The sequence below is a fragment of the Ignavibacteriales bacterium genome (assembly GCA_026390575.1).
Classification (GTDB): domain Bacteria; phylum Bacteroidota; class Ignavibacteria; order UBA10030; family UBA10030; genus Fen-1298.
Genome location: JAPLFR010000016.1, coordinates 230,813 through 250,509, shown reverse-complemented (window position 1 = coordinate 250,509; position 19,697 = coordinate 230,813). Strand labels below are relative to the sequence as shown.

Sequence of the window (19,697 nt, the reverse complement as noted above, 5' to 3'; positions counted from 1 at the left end):
CTGCGTTCATTGCTTATGCGCGTTGTGCATCTCGTAATAACACGGCACAACCGCCGCAAAATTCAATTTCTTTTATATCCACATGCTGGATGTCGTTTGCAAGCGTCATCACACATGATGAAGTCGGGCAATGCACCAAACCGAAAGTATGACCAAGTTCGTGCAGTGCTTCTTTGACTACCCTCGTCATCATCAATTCTTTGTTCGCAGGCAATCCATAAAACTCCTGCCGTAAACGTGCAAGCGACATAAGTGCCACGCGCCCGCGAAGCTGCGCCTGTCCGAAGACAAATGTCAGCATGGGAATCGAAAGATCTTCTTCCATGATGCCCAGCACGCGTGCCGCATCATCTGGAACTGCTTCCGCTACTGTGCGCATCACCTGCAAGGCTTCGTACTGTTTTCTCTCCGCGTTAAACGCTGCCGCTGGCGTTTGCAATGGAACGCCTCTTCGGATTTCCCAATCAAGCAACTGATGCAATCTCTGTCCGAGCACTGTCAGTACTTCATCCTCAACGGAACCTACAGGAAGAAGGTAAATACGACTCATCAGGTGATGCCCGAAGATTGAGGCGGTATTTTTTCTGCTCCGCCGGAAATCGGCAGATCCACGCGGAATATTGTTCCTTCTCCGACTTTCGTATCTACTTCTATTTCGCCGCCATGTGATTCGACAATACCATAGACGACAGCAAGTCCAAGCCCGACACCTTTGCCCTCGCCTTTTGTTGTAAAGAACGGATCGTAAATCTTTGCAAGGTTTTCTTTCGGAATACCATCACCGTTGTCTTTCACTTCAAATCGAATTGACTCTCTGTTTGTGTTCACCGTTGTTCGAACCGTTACTTTGCCGTGGTCCCGGTTATGAGTTGCTTCAGAAGCATTCATGACAAGATTGACGATGACTTGCTGGATTTGTGAATTGTCGCATTTAATGTTGGGGAGGGTTTCATCAAGCTGTAATTCCAATTCAACGTTTGCAAGTTTGAGCTTGTGATCAATAATAGAAACAGTACGACGGATGATCGCGTTTAAGTCGGCCGGCAGACGCTGTGGCGATGGCCGCCGGGAAAAAGCAAGGAGGTCGCCGACAATACGGCCCACGCGTGTGGTTTCACTGGAAATTTGTATAAGATAGCGCCGGACTTCTTCAACTCGTTCAGGCGGAATGCCGTCTTCTTTTAAAATACGTTCAACAAGCATGGAAAGGTTAAGAACACCGGCGATGGGATTGTTGATTTCATGCGCGACGCTGGCAGCAAGTTGTCCCAGCGATGCCAAACGGTCGCTTTGGAAAAGCTTCTGGTTCATCGCTTTCAATTGTTCTGTTCTTTGCTGGACTTTTGTCTCAAGACTCTGTGTCAATTCATTTAGTTCGCCGACTGTTTTCATCAATTGCTCGCGCATGGAATTGAAGGAATGGGCAAGTTCACCAATTTCTCCATCTGCCTTGATATCGACGGGGTGATCAAGCTGCATTGCACTGAGTGCTCTTGTCCCAGCGATTAGCTTTGCAATAGGTTTGTGAACGGTCGCACGTATAAAAAAGAAGATAAAGATGCCGATGACAATGACCGTGATTGTGGTTGTAAATATTGCGCGCCGCTGAATGTTCTCGACAATCTGATCCACATTTTCTAAACCATAGGTTACGTCAAGCACCCCAAGCACTTTTACTTCCACTGGATGTGCATGACACGCTGCATTACTGCACGCCGGTTCGTTGTAGATGGGTGTGACCATCGCAAGTTCGCGTTTACCCTTATCATTGGTAAATATCCGGGAGCGGTCCGGAGGAGTGATATTCACTTGCGGTGTCGGCGTCGAATGACATACTGCACATTCTTTACTGGTTCGTTCCACGACACCGGTTACCGTTGAATCGGTAGAAAACATGATCCGTCCTTCACGGTTAAAAATGCGGATGTTTGCAATTCCCTGCCGCAGTGCGATCGTATGCATGATTTGGTAGGCGGCTTCACGATTGTCCGAGAGCATTGCATGCCAGGTAGCGCTTGTGATGCCGTTGGAGAGCTGGTCTGCACCGTTGATAATGGTATTCAGGATCTGGTCCTCTTGTGTTCGAACCTGTAAATAGCCAGAGATCATTCCGACACTGATCAATACGAGTGTAAGAAATAGAATTAACTGCTGCGCTAATTTTGGAGGCATTATCATAAATTAAACTTTTCTATGTAGGGAAAGCCGATTGTCATATTCGGAATTCTCTACTGGAAAAGTTACTCTTATTTCGATGAAAACACAATGAAGTCGATTTTTTGGTAGCGGGCTATTTTCACAAAGTTAATAATTAAAAGATAGATTCCCGATAATCCCGACAAGTCGGGACGGGAATGACAAAGAGGGCTCTGTCATTCCCGCGGATTGTAAGCGGGAATCTTATTGAAGTTCTCGGTAAGATTCCCGACTAAAACTTTCGGGAATGACAAAAGGGGCTCTGTTGAACATAGTCGGTTAGTGATGTCAGTCCAGAGATTAACTGAAAAACTAATTGATATACTATGCGTTGTTTGAAAAGGTGGTTTTTCGTCAACATTTATTATATTATCCATGTAGTTGGATATCATCAAATAGAGGAGAACTCTTGTGGGAACAAATGATCTTGATAGAAGAGAATTCATACGAAAGACGGTTTTTGGCGGCACAAGTGCATTGCTTGCGTCTGCTTCTTTTACGAGTTCCAGCTTTGCAGCCAGCCGTGCTGAGACGAAAGATAAACCGATCATTACGCGTAAACTCGGAAAAACGGGAATTGAGATGCCTATTGTGAGTTTTGGCGTGATGCGTGCTGACAATCCTGCTCTGGTGCAAGCCGCAATTAAGGAAGGTATAATTTTTTATGATACCGCGCATGGATATCAGGGCGGAAAGAACGAAGAGATGCTTGGTGAAGTATTTAAAGACCATCCACGCGATTCCTTTGTCATTGCTACGAAAGTACAGCCGGAAGAAACCGATCGGAAAACCGGACAACTTACTTCCGCATCCACAAGCAAAGCATTTCTTGAAAAGTTGGATAAAAGCCTCATTCGGCTGAAAATGGATTACGTGGATATTCTGTATGTCCATGCCATCGCAACACGCGATGCAGTGCTTTTTCCGGAAATGCTCGACGCGGTAACAGAGGCAAAAAAATCCGGGAAAGCGAGACACGTCGGCGTTTCCACGCACAAGAATGAACCAGAAGTGATTCAAGCAGCAATTGACAGCGGTGTCTATGAAGTAGTGCTCACGTCAATCAATTATAAACAGGAACATTATGCAGTACTAAAAGAGACGATAGCACAAGCAGCGAAGGCAGGCATAGGCATCGTTGCAATGAAAACGATGGCAGGCGGCTTTCACGATAAAGAACGAAAGCAGCCGGTCAATTGCAAAGCGGCGTTGAAATTTGTTCTGCAGGATGAAAATGTTACGACTGCCATTCCGGGAAATACTAACTTCGATCATCTTGCGATGAATGTAAGCGTTAATCGCGATTTAACAATGACCGCACAGGAAGAAGCAGACCTCCTCGTAGGGAAATCACAAGGCGGTTTGTATTGCCAGGGATGTGAACATTGTGTACCACATTGTCCTAAAGGATTGCCGATTCCGGAAATTATGCGTGCGTATATGTACACGTACGGGTACCGCGACAGCCGGCAGGCGCAAGAGCTGCTCATGAGCCTCAATATTCCGACTGCTCCGTGCGCGGATTGTGCGCAATGCTCGGCGACATGCGCTAAGAATTTCGCGATCTCAGAACGAGTAACTGATGTAATGAGATTAACGACCGTTCCCGAAGAATTTATTTCATAACTGATGTTGCGCAAACCAATGTATATGCTTATAAATATAAAATGCAATAAAACAGATTTTACCACAAATCCCGAAACGATATTATATCGTGTCGGGAAGGGGAGGTGGATAACTTTAAAGAATATGCAACGCGCAATATCATTATACGGAAGCACTGCTCTGTTCATCTTATTATCTGCGGTGTCATTTTCGTACGGTCAGGAATCATTATTTCCGCAAATTCCTGACTGGAAAATCACGCTAGATGATCCTGTCTATAATGCAAATAATCTTTGGGATATTATCGACGGAGCAGCCGATTTATATCTCGAGTACGCTTTTGTCGATCTTCATATTGCACGTTATCTCAGCATAGATAGCATAGAAGTGAAAACGGAATTGTACAGACACGCTTCGGATGTGGACGCGTTTGGCATGTATTCTCAAGAACGGGATACGGGATACAACTTCATTCAATTAGGTGTGCAGGGATATCATCAGCAAGGTGTACTGAATTTCCTCACCGGTTCTTATTACATCAAGCTCTCAACGTATCAAACGGGAAGCAAACCACAAGAGGCGATGCTGATCATTGGCAGAATGCTTGTAGAGCACTTGAAGCAAAACAATGTAATGCCTAAACTCTTTCAGGTGTTTCCAGCAGAGGGGAAGCGGCCGAATACCGAACAGTACGTTGCCCGTAATTTTCTTGGATACAGTTTTATGAATTCTGCCTACACGGTTCTGTACAAAGACAGCACTGCATCCAAAATATTTGTGATTGAGTCGGCGGCGTCGGAAAAGGCAAATGAGATGCTTACAAAATATCTCAATACTATTCCAAAGGAAGCCGTGACAAAACTTGAATCGGATAAATATCAGATTCGTGACCCGCATAATGGATTGATTGGACTGCAGGTAATCAATCGATATATCTGTGGTGTTATTAACTGTCCTGACGGCAAGATTCGAGACCAGTACCTCAAAGAAGTGGTTGCCAACCTTTTCAAGTAAGAGCGAGGATAGGTTTTTCGTCATCGGAACTAAAATGTACTTTATAGCGTCTTACTATCATATAGAAATATGATAGGAGGATGTAAGCTATGAAGACACTTCTTATGGGAGTGCTAATCCTACTTTGTTCTGCACAAGTTTTCTCGCAGCCCGGTGTTCCACGAAATGTTGAATCTGCACTTTTTAGGATTGAACGGGCAATTCGTGATGGTTACCCTGCCTCTATCGAAGATATGATACAGTCAGGTATAACAATGAGGATTGAGGACTCGCTGTATCAAAGCATCTCCAGTATCGCAGCAATAAGTCTCCTTAAGGAATACTTTGCTGATAAAGATTCAATTGATTTTCGCTTTGGATTGCCGGGTCAGGGCACGATGAACTATTCATCAGGTGGAAAACGAGAATCGACTCAGGTCGATGTATACCTCAGAAGAGACCATGGTGAAATCGGAATGTATGCACTCAATATCAGCAATTACCCCGTTGCGACGATGTTCTTCAACATTCATCTGGATAAAAACAAAACGGAGAAGTGAAGGGTCTTTACCTGCCGGAGGTTCTTATTTTGTTTTCCCGGTTATGGGTTCGTAAATGAATCGAATCCATTGCGCGAAAAACTCTAATCCATGACTTCGCCAGCGATTAATCGGATTGTTAATATCTATATTAGCAGGCAGCTGAACGTCTTTTCTTCCGGCCGATGCATCTCTTTGGTATTCTTCCACAAGCCGCTGTGCTTCATATTCGGGATGCCCTAAGTGCATCAGGTAGCGATGGTCGACGCTCTCGAAGATAGTGTAACCGCCATTCTCGGAATGAGCGAGCAGGTTGATTTTTCCGCGCTTCTGTTCATCTTCCAATACATGATCGGAAATTCCGGAATGCCTGCTTTGCGCGCACCAAAACACATCATCTAACTCTCCGGTCACAGGGTGCGAGCGGTCAAGATTGCGCGTCTCGAATGCACCAAAGAGTTTATCCTTGAATATTTCCTTTTCAATCCCCAGCATTTTTGCCAGCGCCATGCCGCCCCAGCAGATTCCGAGTGTGGAAGTGATGTTCTGCTGCGCAAATTTCAAGATGCTCATAATCTCATTCCAGTAATGAACATCTTCGTAAGCAAATTCCTCTACCGGCGCACCGGTGAGAAGAAGCCCGTCCAGTGGAGCATTGGCAATAGAGTTCTCGAAGTAATCGTAAAAGAGATCAAGATGATCATGATCGCTGCTCTTATAGCTGTGCGAATGCAGCCGGATCCAAACCGGCTCTATTTGGATAATCGAGCGGCTGAGCGGATAGAGAACAATCGGTTCGTATGTCTCACCCTTCGGCATAATGTTCAGAATGCCGACCCGCAGCGGGCGAATGTCAGCACGATTGGCTTCTTCTTCGGTAATGCAGAGCACGCCTCGCTGTTCTAATTTATTGCGATGCTCATATTTGTTTGGAAGTACAACGCTCATAAAAACTCCTTGGGTGTCACGGTCCCCCGTAAAATACACGGGGCAGGCGTACCGTGACACAAAAAAAAGAATTGTTTTCATTGACTCAGCGTCACGAAATGGTTCGTTACGCCCCGGTGCAAAAACTCCTAGCTAGTGCCACTTCTAAAAAGAAATCTTGTGTTTTTATTAAACAAATAATAAAAAAGGCAGTAGTGCTCGTTTCCATTTGCAACCGCATTATCTAAAACACAAGATTATTTAATGGAAACGGCACTAGAATATATTTCGTTGATATTATGCATTTCTTATATGACCTCACCCTAACCCTCTCCTATGAGGAGAGGGAATTGGTTCGCTTTTTATTCAAAATCTCTCAATAGGTTTTTCTTTTATAATTTGTGGTTGACCAAAAAGTACCGAAAACATGGTAGTCGAAGACTTTAGTCTTCGTTTATTATCTGACAACGAAACCTGAAGGTTTCGACTACCGTTAATTTTACACTTTTTGGTCAACCTCATTAAGATGGGGTCATTTCTTTTCTTTGACCTCAACCTAATTAATTTTTTATCTGCGAAGGATCAATTATCCAGATTTCTGCCAAAGGCATCCCTTTGGGAAAATCACAAACAAATTCCAAATCCAAATATTAAACTTCTTGAAAGTTAACACATCAGCTCATTGAATGTGAAATATGCAAAATGTCGTTAAAGAGTCCGGATGCTGTCAGCCGCGCTCCTGCTCCGCCGCCGCGTACGATGAGAGGCTGTCGATACAGACTGCGTGTTGTCAGAGAAACGATATTGTCGTTGCCGGTAAGATGATAGAACGGGTGCGAAGAAGAAATCTCTTCAACACCAATATGAGCTTTACCGTTTTCATATCGCGCAAGAACCATAAGTGAACATCCATGCTGATTTGCCGATGCTTTCTTCTGGTCGATAATTACATCAGCTTCACCGAGAGCTTTGTCAAGGTCGGTTTCTTTAAATACTTTGTCAGGCAAGTACGGTTCAATGATAATATCTTCCATTTCCATTTTGATGCCCGCTTCTCGTATTAAAATTAACAATTTCCGCCCAACGTCTGTTCCGCCAAGATCAATACGTGGATCCGGTTCGGTGAAACCATGCGCTTGTGCTTCCCGTACCGCTTTGCTGAACAGCGTACCCGCATTGACACTATTGAAAATGAAACTAAGTGTGCCGGAAAGAACGGCTTCAATCCGCTCGATAGAATCACCATTGTGCACAATACTCTTGATTGAATCGATGATGGGCAGTGCGGCGCCAACGTTTGTGCTGTACCGAAACTCTGCTCCATGCTCTGAAGCGGTGGTGCGGAGCCTCTTGTAGAAATCATACGTGAGCGTATTCGCAACTTTACTGGAAGTGATCACTGAAACGCTTGCGTCAAAGAGCGGGAGATATTGCTGAACTGTGCTCTCGATTCCTGTGCAATCAATGACGATTGAATTCGCAGCGTTATATTGCCGCACCGTTTTTGTGAATTCATCAAGGTTGGATTTCGTGCTGCTCTCTTTGAGAAGCTGGCGCCATTGAGTGAGATCGATTCCGTTTTCATTAAAAAGCATTTTACGGCTGTTCACAATACCGACGACGTTAAATTGCGTGCGCAGCGTTGTTTGCGCATAGTCTTTTTGATCCTGAAGAAGTTCCAGCAGTGCGCTCCCAACCAACCCCGGACCGATAAGAAATAAATTGAGCGTTTTCTGCTGCGAGAGGAACAGTTGATCATGCAATGCATTCATTGCTTTTTTAAGATCGTTCTGAGAAAGTACCAGGCCGATGATCCGTTCCGATGATCCGTACGCGATCGCTCGCGGATTAATGCCGTTGCGACCAAGCGCTTCAAAAACTTTTCCTGTAACGCCGGGAATGTTCTGCACATGTTCTCCAACCACAGCAACAACAGAAGCATCTGTCTCCACCGCGATTGTTGAGATTTGTCCAAGATGAAGTTCTACACGGAATTCTAATTCTAATTCCTCCCGCGCAGTCCTTGTCTGTTCAGGTGCGATAGCAAGGCAGATACTGTGTTCCGATGAAGATTGCGTTATCAGTATGACTTCGATTTCTTTGCGCGCAAGTGTCGTGAAGATACGAGATGCAATACCGACAGTGCGCAAAATGCCTTCGCCCTTAACTTTCAGCAGACCGACGCGATCAATACATGCGATGCCTTTGACCAATGAAGGGCTGGAAGATTCTGCCTGCTCAGAAATTAACGTACCGGGAAATGCAGGATGAAAGGAATTACGAATTCGAATGGGAATCTTTTTTTGCAGTGCCGGCAGCATCGTCGGCGGATGAATTACTTTCGCTCCGAAGTGCGAGAGTTCCATCGCTTCTTCGTACGTGAGCGATTCGAGCGAGAACGCACCGGGGACTTTTCGCGGATCCGTCGTCAGAACACCGTCAACGTCGGTCCAGATTTCGATCTCATCTGCATTCAACGCTGCACCAAGAATGGATGCTGTATAATCCGAGCCTCCGCGGCCCAGCGTTGTCGTTTCGTTCTCCGGTCCGCATCCAATAAACCCGGTAATGACTTGTAGGGCAGTATTACCCTTGAAGTGGTTGAGAATATTCCAATTTGTCAGATCAAAATTCACATTGGCTGCACCGTACGTCAAATCGGTGCGGATGAGTGTTCGACTGTCGACATATTCCGCGGCGATGCCGGAGGAATTCAGCGCTTCTGCGATAATGGAGCATGAAAGCTGTTCACCGTAACTCATCACATAATCAAGTGTGCGGTTCGTGATCTCGCCAAGAATCCAGATACCGTGAATAAATTCTCGCAGCTCACTGAACATTTTTATAATTAATCGATGTACATGCGAGTTGTTCTTGTTTCCCATGAGTTCGTTTGCTGCTGATATGTGCTGATCTTCCAGTTCTTTTAAAATTTCTTCGTAACTCTCACCGCGGAATGCCTGCCGGCTTGCCTCGATTAATTTATTTGTTACACTTTGCATCGCAGAGCCGACTATGACGATCTCGCCATGATGGTTTTTCGATTGTCTTATAATTTCGACAATAGCTTTTATTCGTTCTGCAGTGCCGACGGATGAGCCGCCGAATTTTAAAATCTTCATCTGATCACCATTGATGGGTGTCACGGTCCGTACCGTGACACCGAAAATGAATTGTTTTCAATGCCTTGCGTCACGAATTCCTGCCCGACTGCTGACGCAGTCACGCAGGCGGGGGTTCGTGACGCCCTGGTGCATTTTTAAATTTGTTATTTTATAAATGTCAGGAATCCCGACAGTTGTTGGCAGTCGGGACTGACATCACTAAACATACACATCAAGCAAGAGCACGGAATGCTTGTTCAAAATCGGCGATGATGTCGTCGATGTGCTCGAGTCCAACCGAGACGCGAATCATTTCTGGTGTAACACCTGCCGCCTTCTGTTCGTTCTCTGAAAGCTGCTGATGCGTTGTTGATGCCGGATGAATAATGAGCGTCTTTGCGTCGCCGACATTTGCCAGATGGCTTGTCAGTTTCAATGCCTGAATGAGTTTCTTTCCTTCTGCAATTCCACCTTTTATACCAAACGTAACAATACCGCCAAAATGTTCCGCGCGAAGATATTTCCGAGCATTAGAATATGAGGGATGATCTTTTAATCCAGGATACCAGACCCAACTGACGGATGGTGATTTTTTTAACCAGCGCGCGAAGGCAAGAGAATTCTGGCAATGACGTTCGGCGCGGAGTGAGAGAGTTTCCAATCCCTGAAGCAACAAAAATGCATTGAATGGCGACAACGCGGCGCCGAGATCGCGCAGCTGCTCAACACGCGCCTTCAGAATAAACGCAATATTTCCTGTAGGACTGCCCGCGCCGAATTTATCCCAGAATATTAAACCATGGTATCCGGGACTTGGCTCGGTGAATGCGGGGAAATGCCCGTTGTTCCATGGGAATTTTCCGGAATCGACAATGACACCGCCAAGTGAAGTACCATGCCCGCCAATCCATTTTGTTGCAGAATGAACGACGATGTCCGCACCATATTCTATAGGCCGGCAAATGTAGCCGCCCATGCCGAATGTATTATCGACGACAAGCGGGATGCCGTTCGCGTGTGCAAGTTTCGCTAATGCAGCGATATCGGGAATATCCAGGCGCGGATTGCCGATGGTTTCAACATACAACGCTTTTGTTTTTTTGTCGATAAGTTTTTTGAAGTCGGATGGTTCGTTGCTGTCGGTAAAATGAACATCGATGCCGAATCGTTTGAAAGTCACTTTGAACTGGTTGTACGTGCCGCCGTACAAATTGCTGGAAGAAACAATATTTTCTCCCGCCTGTGCAATTGTCGTCAAAGCGATGAGCTGTGCCGCGTGTCCGGATGAAGTTGCCAGCGCGCCAATGCCTCCTTCAAGAGCTGCTACGCGGTCTTCGAATACCGCAACAGTGGGGTTCATAATGCGGCTGTAGATGTTGCCGAATTCTTCCAAACCGAAGAGCCGTGCCGCATGGTCGGCATCGTCAAAAAGATATGAGGTGGTCTGGTAAATAGGGACTGCGCGCGAGTTGGTGGCTGTATCTTTCTTTTGGCCAGCATGCAGCTGCAGTGTCTCGAATTTGTATGACGGTGATTGTTGATTGGACATTGATAACTCCTTACGATAAATTTTATATTAAGAACGTTGCCAGTAATTACTCAACAAAGAAAATGGAAAATATTCGACCACCCCGTCCCGATGCATCTTCCGATGCAATCGGGACACCCCTCCTTGGTAAGGAGGGGAAATTTTCTCCCCTTTATAAGGGGAGATGTCCCGATGAATGTCATTCATCGGGACAGCCTGCCCGCCGTCGTTGTGGCGGGAGGGGTTGAAAATAAAATGAAAAAAGCCTCTTCGGGAAACGATAACCGGAAGAGGCTTGCTTAGAGCATCTTCTCTTATCTTTCCCTCGTCCGATTCCTCGTCGGGGGCAGGATGGAGCACCAGCATCCCGATAGAATCGGGACCGGTTGCTAAGGCGTCCACGGGCCTGTGCCCTCAGCCTTTCTCAATAAGAGGCGTATGTCAAATTGTTTATCTTACTTTACTGAACTCCAATCTTGTTCTTCAATAATATACAATCTGGCAGACGACTTGTCAAGTGCTGCAAGAAAAAAGCGTAACCTTCGGAAAGTCCACACAGCATACGCTAAGTAACTTTCCGAAGGTAAACAATGCAGAATGAACATTAGCAGGTGGCTCATCGGCATTCGACTCAATGGTTATCAGCTCATTGGCTTTCAGTATTGACTCTGATTCCAAACAGAGCTACATTATCACCCAGTAGTTGCGGCTACACGGGAGTACGAAACAACTACTACTTTTCTCCATCTTCAAGAAAATCCTAAAATGATAGAAGCGAGGTCTGCCTATCATGCATTTAACGAACAAAATATGGACTCATTCTCCTGAAGATGGCGAAGCCATGCCTTTGGCAGATACCTTCGGTATATCTAATCACATAGTAGGTTACATCGCCACCATAGAGACTTGATTACATTTTCTTGGAGGTCATAATGAAAAATCGACTTATCCTTTTCTGTTTGTTCGTTTTTCTACTTCCAAATTTTCTTTATACTCAAACAAACAATCCTCTTACACATGAGCAAAAATCTTGGCTTTCAAAAGCCAACCGTCACGAGAATAACGGCTGGATTTACCTCCATATTGAAGGTGAGCCAAGAGAACGTGGTTTCCAGCATGGATATCTACTTGCAAAAGAAATAAAGGAATCGATACGAGTATTGAGCGAGGCATGGAAATACGAAAGTGCTATGGAGTGGAAGTGGCTTGTTCATGAAGCCGGAAGGATGTTTACTGCCAAAGTTGATACGGAAAATCTTGTCGAAATAGATGGAATAGTAGAAGGGATGGATGCAAACGGTGACTCCACAAGCAGGGATGAAATTGTAGCACTCAATAGTTATATGGAACTGATTTGGTATTGGTGGCCAACAGTGAAAAATACAGTATCACCCAATTCGCCGGATCCAAAGAAGCAATCGTGTAGCTCGTTCATTGCTACGGGAAGTATGACTGCCGATGGTGGAGTCGTACTTGGACACAATACAATGACTGATTACTATTATCCTCTCTTTAATATTATACTGGATATCCATCCCGATATAGGTCACCGGATGTTCATGCAATCCTGTGCAGGCTTCATTCATAGCGGAACAGATTTCTTTGTAACAAACGCCGGTCTTGTCGGATCGGAAACAACAATTTCTAATTTCTTCCCATTCGATGAAAAGGGCGTTCCCGAGTTTGTTCGAATGCGTCACGCCACACAGTATGCATCTTCAATAGATGAGTGGTGTGAGATGATGAAAAAGGGAAACAATGGCGGGTTAGCAAATGCATGGTTGATAGGTGATGTCAATACAAATGAAATTGCCCGGCTTGAGCTAGGATTGAAATATGTTGGATTTGAGAAAAAGAAAGACGGCTATTTTGTTGGGTCTAATGTTGTTGAAGACCTAAAAATCTTACGCTTCGAAACCAAAACAGCCGAAACAAATATCAGATCGTCGGATGTTGCCCGCCGTGTTTGCTGGAAACAATTCATGGGAAAAAACAAAGGCAAAATAAATTTGAAACTTGCGAAAATGTTTATCGCCGATCATTTTGATACGTATCTGAAAAATAATAATCCCGGTATGAGAGGCCTTTGTGCGCATTGTGAACTCGATCCACAGTTAACGACTCGTTCGAATCCTTTCATTCCTATTGGGACTCTTGATGGAAAAGTTGTCGATTCAAAGATGGCAAAGAAAATGTCTTTCCTTGCACGCTGGGGTTCTGCCTGCGGAAGAGCATTCAATGCGAAGAAATTTCTCGAAGAACATTCGCAATTCGAATGGATGGCCGGTTTGCTCAAAGATCGTCCAACGCAGCCGTGGACAGAGTTTAGAGCTGGAGAGAAATAAACAACAGTCTGCAGTTCAAGGAATATTAGATTTCAACAACATTATGAGGGCAAGGTTGCCTAACTTGGCACTTTCCACAAACAGAGCGGAGTTTCACACAAAACGTTCAACAAGTCCCGCTATCATTTATTATTCTAGTGTAGCGGGATGTCGAAGATGGCGCCATAGGCGACAGCACCTTCGGCGCTCACTCGGCTTGTCCGGAAGAATGAATCGCGCAGCCGGAGGCCTGAGAATGAAATTGCACGAAGTGCAATACAACTTTTATATAAAGATACTAAATATGAATGAGTTGGGTACGTTAAGTATGGCGAGCATAGGTCGGTACAGGATTGAAAGAACTCAGTATAAACTTGTTTTATTTTCAACAATTTGAAAGTTATCACCTGCCTGCCGTAGTGCCTACGGCACGCAGGCAGGGCGCGGCAGCTTACTTGTCCGCCATCTTGTTGGGCGGAGCGCCAGTTCGTTAGGTTGCGTGCAATTAATTTAAAAGTTATGAGCAAATCAATAAAATGTTTCGTTGCAATGGCATTCTCTAATGAAGAGACTGAAGAGCTTTATAATAATTCTATCGAGCCAATCATTTATAAAATTGGATTCGAACCCCGTTGCCTTAGCTACATTGAACATAACGACGACCTAAACAATCGTATCATGAATGAAATTACGAATTCTCAATTAGCTATAGCAGATTTAACATTTGCAAGACCTTCAGTTTATTATGAGGCTGGCTTTGCAGAGAGGTTGATTCCTGTCGTTTATACTTGTCGCAAAGACCATCTAAAACCACAAAAACATGATAAGTATGGTAATTTTAAAATTCACTTTGATCTTCAAATGAAAAACATTATTCCTTGGACTAAACCAAACGATTCATTATTTAGAAAGAAACTTTTTAATAGACTTAATTATTTATCCAAACCGTTAAGAACCGAAATATTGGTTCAGGAAAAAGAAGAACAACTCACCACACAATTCAAAGGCCTTTCAATTCACGCACGTATTTCGCAATTGAATGGTGTTGCGAAAAAGGTGGGCATAAATCTAAGGTTCAAAGAGGTAAACTCAGCGCCTCCCTTTATACATTGGTGTGGTATGCGAAATAGAAAAGGAATATTTGAAATAGCTCATGTTTTCGTTTCTTCAAAGTTTTTAAAATCCTTATTTGTTCCTTTCCGGTTGAGTCTTTATTCTACAGAATCTGATATTCAGCGAATAATCCTAGCTGAACATCCTAGGCTAAATAAATTAAAAATAAAATCAAAAATTATTCTCTGCTCTCTCGAGAAAATTCCTCTTCAAAGAATTCGGGATCAATATCCAGAAGCATCAATTGGTTCCTTAGATAATATGCTTGTTTTCAGTGAATTCGAACCTAAACGAGAAGCATCATTCACTCGTACTCATATTCCTGACGTTCATAAGACTTTTGAAATTCATATAATTGACTCTATTCCATTTATTAGTAATTTTAAAAAATCTCTTTCTCAACGTCTTCAGTGTTGATATCTATTAAATGGACACGCAACCTAACCAGGCGTTCCCCGCAATCCCGCTTGGAAAACAGCGGGACGTAAAAAAAGCGAAAGCAGTAGGGCATCCCGATTTATCGGGAGCCTATCCGTTAGACGTAATTTAAAAATATATTTAGAAATATTTCGGTTAAGAGATTTGCTTTTATTCAAAGGAAAGGATTTGGGAATGGCGCAATTGATGACAAGAACGAAATCCCACTATCGAAATAGTACATACAAAACTATTACCCGAAAAAATAAGAGCAAGAAGGTTGTCCGTGTACGTTCAGCGCATGTTAAATCTTATCGACGAAAAAAATAAGCCCGTGATCATGCGCTCCCAGATAAAAAACAGTAGGGTTTCGTACCCATCCGTTAGGCACAAGTATCAAACATCTTAATCAGAGGATATATGATTTTGGCAAATATTTCACGTTTTACAGGGGGTTGGTCAAAAATCAACAAAATGGGCGAACAACTCAAAATTTCTCGACTTGGACTTGCTAGGTGTGTTATGACAGTTGGGCAATCAGGTTATAGTAAGGTCCTTAATCAGGATTTTTGGCGTCTTTGTTCCCTTTTTTCTCTTACTTATAGTAATGTAGATTCAATAAAAGGTAAACTGACTCTTTCTGACACTTTTAATAGACTTCAACAAAGCGAAAAGACGACAGTCTCTTATCATCTTGGAATGGGTTTGACAAAAGCGTGTTCTGAAATTCTAATGAAAATTCCTTGGTTGATTCATCTAAAAGACATCTCTGGTGTTGTTTTGGGAACTTCGCTAGGTCAAGTTCCGACTAAATTTCAACTCTATGCGTCCAAAAAAACTGCAAGAGAACCCGACCTTATCGGTTTTGATTCTAATAAGAACTCACATGTGTTTGAAGCAAAAGGGTATTCAAGCGGAGTAAACACATCAGAACTCCAACATGCAATTGACCAAGTATCGCAAGTTGTCGCAATCAATGGTGTCCCGCCATCGACAAGAACAGTTGTTTATTCGGATTTATCGTCATCTCCATTTCTTGTTACAATAATTGATCCCGAAGATAATGAATCGCATGGATATCGCATAGAATTCAAATTCAATTCTTTTCTACGATCCTATTATTCTGTTTTTGCTGATATAGAAAAATGGACGGATACTTTGTTTGAAGCCGAAATTGGTGGCTACAGTTTTCGAGTATTTCCTATTGGCAATTCCGATTACTTTTTCGGAATTGCAACTTATGTTCTGGAGCAATTGAAAGATGTGTTCCATTCAGACACAACAGATTCTTTCTCTATTCTTAACACCGTAAATCAAGAAATTCTCGATGATACATTATCTATTGGATATGATGGTACAATCCTATTTAATATTCTTTCAAAGAGTATTCTTCATTTAAAATAGATATATGATTAGTGCTTGCACCTAACCAGGCGCTCCCCACTATCCCGATACAAAACAGCGGAACGCGAGAAAGGCTCAAATGAATAAGCAACAAATCGGTCGAAGTGGAGAATTATTAGTTCAATATAAACTCTTGCTCCATGGAATCGAATCCGCTCCAATGACGACGGATTATGGAATTGATATAATTGCCTATTCGTCAAGAACCAATCATGCGTTGACAATTCAAGTCAAGACGAATGAAAAGCCCAAGAAGGCTGGCGGAAAAGGGAAGCTTGCACTTGGTTGGTGGTTGGCAGATGATTCTCCAGCCGACCTTATCGCTTTTGTTGATTTATCTTCAAACTCCGTCTGGCTGTTTAGGAATATGGAAGTTGCTAAGTATTCTCAGCAACATTCAACTGGCAAATATCAATTCTATATGTACGTTGATTCACAAGTTGCAGTGAAACATATTCGGCCTGTGTTTCTTAATCAGTTCGCGGATTTTATGTTGGAGAAAAGAATTTCCAACTTGTTTTAGCATGTGTGGCGCCAAACCAGGCGCGTCCCGCTGAAAAGCAGCGGGGCATCACTTAAAACGTTCAACAGCTGACCCCGACTCCGTTGGGCAAGTCGAATGAGCCTGCCTGCCGGCAAGGCAGGCGTGGTGCTTTACCAAATGCTAAAATAAAGTTATCAATCAGTACGAATGTCCATACCAAAAATAAGGTGCTATGAAAAATCGATTACTATTTCTTTTAACTCTGTTTTCCTTGCTTTTTCCATATAGGTCCATGGCAGGTTGGGAAAAACTTCTCAATACCGGAATGAACATCAGCAGCCGTTTCCTTTCTTTCGAAAATGTAATTATAGTTACTTCAGACAGCGGGATATACCGTTCAACTGATTCCGGAATAAGCTGGATGTTTTATATTATAGATAAAATAAAGATTCCAGATCATGAGGACATACTTATAACACCTGGTATGTTCAGCAAGAATGACAATTTTTTATTTGCTTCTACAAACGCCGGTGTATATGTTTCGCAAGATACGGGAAGAACATGGAAGGCGCTTGGGCCGTCACCGGAGGGAAAAGCTTTGTCGATGATGTCGATATTCGCTAAAGGCTCGTACGTCTTTACAACCATGGCAGGCGGAGGAGTTTTTCGCTCTACAGATAATGGATTAACATGGGTTTATCTAGGGCCGCACCGTTTTTACAATTACATGGATTATCGTGATAAGTTTTTTGCCGCCGCAATGGATGGCTTATGGTATTCTCTTGATTTAGGCCAAACATGGAATTTATGTCATGATTTCGATGTCTATCCGATGTATATAAGTGCATTTTCTCTTGCTTATACAGATAAGTACATGTTTACCGATTGCTGGGATAAAATTTACCGTTCAAGCGATGCGGGAGCGACGTTTCAGATTAAAAATACCGGATTACCTTTTAATAATCATAACATACTTGGTATGTACTCTGTAAACAATTTACTATTCGCGGGGCTTACGAATAACAGGATCTATTTGTCAGAAGATCATGGGGAATATTGGAGGGATATAAGTATTGGACTTGATACACTTGGTATTGTCAATTGGTATGGCATGAGCGGTGAGAAGCTTCTAATAAGTAAGAATGGATGTTTATGGAGTCTCGATTTATCGTTATTAAATCCAGTAACTGTACGAGAAAGTATAAATCCTGCAACGTATGAGCTTTCTCAAAATTATCCCAATCCGTTCAATCCGAAAACAACTATCGAATATCGTCTGCCAAAACAATCACACGTAAAAATGATGATCGTTGATATGCTCGGCAGAGAGTTGAGAACGCTTGTCGATGAAGATAAAACAAACGGTGCCTACAAATTGGAGTTCGATGCAAAAGATTTACCGAGCGGAGTTTATTTCTATCATCTGCAAACGAATGAATTTTCTCAAACAAAAAAACTTGTTCTGATGAAATAAATAATGTTACACCTCAAAATATTTCTTTCACGAAAGGATGCGGCGGCCTTGCCACTTAGCGCCCATCGGGCGGCTTAAACATACAATTGTATTAATTATTTTCAACCCTTATGAAGAGCCATTTTATATTTTATGTGTTTGATCAAGCCCGCGCGACTGCTTTTTATTCTAAAGTTTTGAATCAGCAGCCCGATTTGAATGTACCAGGAATGACCGAGTTCTCACTTTCAGCGACGAGTGTACTTGGGCTTATGCCAGAAGCCGGCATCGTCAGGCTCCTTGGATCGGCATTACCTAAATCAACTGCTTCATCGCATGATGCACGAGCCGAACTTTACTTAATTGTTTCGGATGTGGATGAAGTGCATTCACGAGCGCTTGCTGCAGGTGCAACAGAGCTTAGTCCACCACAACTGCGAGATTGGGGACATCGTGTAGGTTATTCTCTTGACTTGGATGGTCACGTGCTTGCAATCGCGCATGTTGAACAATGATTTATGATCGGCCGCCTAACCAAGCGCTCACCGCCAAAACGCATGATAGGTAGAGCGCCTGTCCGTTAGGCCGCGAATAAAATAAAATACTATTATCCAATTGGGAGCATCCATGACTGAAAGTAAATGTAATGACTGCAATTTAAGAGCAAAGCATGATAACAATCCAAAATCCATTGCTGGTCGATTCTGGCGTTGGCATATCAACTTTTGCCCAGGTTGGAAGAAGTATTTCACCGCGCTTTCTCCTGAAGAAAGAGCGAAAATAGCAAACCAATACAACTTTAAGAAATATCAATAGTTGAGCGCTTGATATTTTTACACAACAATTATTCGCGGTTTCATCAAGCGCTCCATGCAATCCCGATTGGAAAACAGCGGGACGCCAGCCTCTATTAAAAGGCAGACTCCGGGCAGGCACAAAACGTGAAACCAGCGGTGTATCCCGATTTATCGGGAGCCTATCAGTTTGGGCGCAGACATTTTAAAGGGATATTGAAAATGAAAGGCGAAGTGAATTTGTTTTTCATTCTAGTACTTGCAATGAGCTTCATCGGATGTTTTCGGGAGGTCTTGCATGATCCTTCGTCCCTGAAGAAATCCGCTGAGGAGAATATCGTTGTTATTACAAAGGATAGCTCTCGATACTATTTCGAAGGTGGATCATACAGTGTCTCTCCAGACACAAATAGTGTTCAAGCTGTCAGCGGATATGCCAAGAAATATCACCGTAAGGAATCCAAATTCACGAGATTTGAAGGATCTATCCCATTAGGTGACATAGAGAAAATATCTTCTGATGAGAAGACTCCATTTTTCTATATCTCTCTTGGAGTGGCTACAATCGCAATAGGATTAACAATCTGGGTATCTATAGCCTTTTCTCACATTGGGACTGGTGGGTAATAAATTGCTTCATTCATTTTCAGAAGCTGCGTCTTAACTAGGCGCTCCCCAGACGGAGGATTAAAAATGTATCGTGCGAAGCGCGAAACAAATTCTTATAGAGCAATACAAATTATACTATGCGAAAAGAACAATGTGCGAAAGCAGCGGGGTAAACTCTTCGAATATGATTCTTTACATACAATCGCT

16 protein-coding genes and 1 riboswitch are annotated in these 19,697 nt (G+C 43.3%); of the genes, 11 read left to right on the top strand and 5 right to left on the bottom strand.

Annotated features, from left to right (window positions below):
• Positions 1-13: 13 nt before the first annotated feature.
• Complete coding sequence (locus NTX44_13960; protein ID MCX6122711.1) at positions 14-550, bottom strand: archaemetzincin family Zn-dependent metalloprotease; 537 nt, start codon at positions 548-550, stop codon at positions 14-16.
• Complete coding sequence (locus NTX44_13955; protein ID MCX6122710.1) at positions 550-2,178, bottom strand: ATP-binding protein; 1,629 nt, start codon at positions 2,176-2,178, stop codon at positions 550-552. Before NTX44_13955 ends, NTX44_13960 begins: the two co-directional genes overlap by 1 nt.
• A 429-nt stretch (positions 2,179-2,607) precedes the next feature.
• Here NTX44_13955 and NTX44_13950 point away from each other — a divergent pair, with 429 nt between their 5' ends.
• From NTX44_13950 to NTX44_13940, 3 genes are all read left to right on the top strand, one after another.
• Complete coding sequence (locus NTX44_13950) at positions 2,608-3,822, top strand: aldo/keto reductase (GenBank protein MCX6122709.1); 1,215 nt, start codon at positions 2,608-2,610, stop codon at positions 3,820-3,822.
• Between the two features lie 123 nt (positions 3,823-3,945).
• Positions 3,946-4,815, top strand: coding sequence for a hypothetical protein (locus NTX44_13945; GenBank protein MCX6122708.1), 870 nt, complete (start codon positions 3,946-3,948; stop codon positions 4,813-4,815).
• Positions 4,816-4,904: 89 nt separating this feature from the next.
• Positions 4,905-5,354, top strand: coding sequence for a hypothetical protein (locus NTX44_13940; GenBank protein ID MCX6122707.1), 450 nt, complete (start codon positions 4,905-4,907; stop codon positions 5,352-5,354).
• 24 nt (positions 5,355-5,378) lie between these two features.
• Here NTX44_13940 and NTX44_13935 read toward each other — a convergent pair whose 3' ends face one another.
• The 3 genes from NTX44_13935 to NTX44_13925 form a co-directional block, all read right to left on the bottom strand.
• Positions 5,379-6,281, bottom strand: a complete 903-nt coding sequence (locus NTX44_13935) for a homoserine O-succinyltransferase (protein MCX6122706.1) — start codon at positions 6,279-6,281, stop codon at positions 5,379-5,381.
• A gap of 653 nt (positions 6,282-6,934) precedes the next feature.
• Entirely contained in the window at positions 6,935-9,382 is a 2,448-nt protein-coding gene (gene thrA / locus NTX44_13930; GenBank protein MCX6122705.1) for a bifunctional aspartate kinase/homoserine dehydrogenase I, read from the bottom strand.
• 214 nt (positions 9,383-9,596) lie between these two features.
• On the bottom strand, positions 9,597-10,913 hold the full coding sequence (locus NTX44_13925) for an O-acetylhomoserine aminocarboxypropyltransferase/cysteine synthase (GenBank protein MCX6122704.1): 1,317 nt from the start codon (positions 10,911-10,913) through the stop codon (positions 9,597-9,599).
• Between the two features lie 290 nt (positions 10,914-11,203).
• A riboswitch (SAM riboswitch) is annotated at positions 11,204-11,326 on the bottom strand.
• Positions 11,327-11,824: 498 nt separating this feature from the next.
• On the opposite strand from NTX44_13925, the gene NTX44_13920 reads away from it, so the two are divergent.
• The 8 genes from NTX44_13920 (at position 11,825) to NTX44_13885 (ending at position 19,508) form a co-directional block, all read left to right on the top strand.
• Positions 11,825-13,237: a C45 family autoproteolytic acyltransferase/hydrolase gene (locus NTX44_13920; GenBank protein MCX6122703.1), complete on the top strand. Its 1,413-nt coding sequence runs from the start codon at positions 11,825-11,827 to the stop codon at positions 13,235-13,237.
• Between the two features lie 498 nt (positions 13,238-13,735).
• Positions 13,736-14,746, top strand: a complete 1,011-nt coding sequence (locus NTX44_13915; protein MCX6122702.1) for a hypothetical protein — start codon at positions 13,736-13,738, stop codon at positions 14,744-14,746.
• Positions 14,747-14,756: 10 nt separating this feature from the next.
• The gene (locus tag NTX44_13910) at positions 14,757-14,879 is read left to right on the top strand and encodes a hypothetical protein (protein ID MCX6122701.1); all 123 of its coding nucleotides are present in this window, start codon (positions 14,757-14,759) and stop codon (positions 14,877-14,879) included.
• 599 nt (positions 14,880-15,478) lie between these two features.
• Positions 15,479-16,150: a hypothetical protein gene (locus NTX44_13905; GenBank protein ID MCX6122700.1), complete on the top strand. Its 672-nt coding sequence runs from the start codon at positions 15,479-15,481 to the stop codon at positions 16,148-16,150.
• Positions 16,151-16,229: 79 nt separating this feature from the next.
• Positions 16,230-16,673: a hypothetical protein gene (locus NTX44_13900; protein ID MCX6122699.1), complete on the top strand. Its 444-nt coding sequence runs from the start codon at positions 16,230-16,232 to the stop codon at positions 16,671-16,673.
• 193 nt (positions 16,674-16,866) lie between these two features.
• A complete protein-coding gene (locus NTX44_13895) occupies positions 16,867-18,108 on the top strand; it encodes a T9SS type A sorting domain-containing protein (GenBank protein ID MCX6122698.1) in 1,242 nt (413 codons plus the stop codon).
• Between the two features lie 110 nt (positions 18,109-18,218).
• A complete protein-coding gene (locus NTX44_13890) occupies positions 18,219-18,602 on the top strand; it encodes a VOC family protein (protein MCX6122697.1) in 384 nt (127 codons plus the stop codon).
• A 426-nt stretch (positions 18,603-19,028) separates the two neighbouring features.
• Entirely contained in the window at positions 19,029-19,508 is a 480-nt protein-coding gene (locus NTX44_13885; GenBank protein MCX6122696.1) for a hypothetical protein, read from the top strand.
• Positions 19,509-19,697 lie beyond the last annotated feature (189 nt).

Coding starts and splice junctions, on each gene's coding strand:
- NTX44_13960 (MCX6122711.1), bottom strand. CDS start 550: ATGAGTCGTATTTACCTTCTTCCTGTAGGTTCCGTTGAGGATGAAGTA.
- NTX44_13955 (MCX6122710.1), bottom strand. CDS start 2,178: ATGATAATGCCTCCAAAATTAGCGCAGCAGTTAATTCTATTTCTTACA.
- NTX44_13945 (MCX6122708.1), top strand. CDS start 3,946: ATGCAACGCGCAATATCATTATACGGAAGCACTGCTCTGTTCATCTTA.
- NTX44_13940 (MCX6122707.1), top strand. CDS start 4,905: ATGAAGACACTTCTTATGGGAGTGCTAATCCTACTTTGTTCTGCACAA.
- NTX44_13935 (MCX6122706.1), bottom strand. CDS start 6,281: ATGAGCGTTGTACTTCCAAACAAATATGAGCATCGCAATAAATTAGAA.
- thrA (MCX6122705.1), bottom strand. CDS start 9,382: ATGAAGATTTTAAAATTCGGCGGCTCATCCGTCGGCACTGCAGAACGA.
- NTX44_13925 (MCX6122704.1), bottom strand. CDS start 10,913: ATGTCCAATCAACAATCACCGTCATACAAATTCGAGACACTGCAGCTG.
- NTX44_13920 (MCX6122703.1), top strand. CDS start 11,825: ATGAAAAATCGACTTATCCTTTTCTGTTTGTTCGTTTTTCTACTTCCA.
- NTX44_13915 (MCX6122702.1), top strand. CDS start 13,736: ATGAGCAAATCAATAAAATGTTTCGTTGCAATGGCATTCTCTAATGAA.
- NTX44_13910 (MCX6122701.1), top strand. CDS start 14,757: ATGGACACGCAACCTAACCAGGCGTTCCCCGCAATCCCGCTTGGAAAA.
- NTX44_13905 (MCX6122700.1), top strand. CDS start 15,479: ATGAAAATTCCTTGGTTGATTCATCTAAAAGACATCTCTGGTGTTGTT.
- NTX44_13900 (MCX6122699.1), top strand. CDS start 16,230: ATGAATAAGCAACAAATCGGTCGAAGTGGAGAATTATTAGTTCAATAT.
- NTX44_13895 (MCX6122698.1), top strand. CDS start 16,867: ATGAAAAATCGATTACTATTTCTTTTAACTCTGTTTTCCTTGCTTTTT.
- NTX44_13890 (MCX6122697.1), top strand. CDS start 18,219: ATGAAGAGCCATTTTATATTTTATGTGTTTGATCAAGCCCGCGCGACT.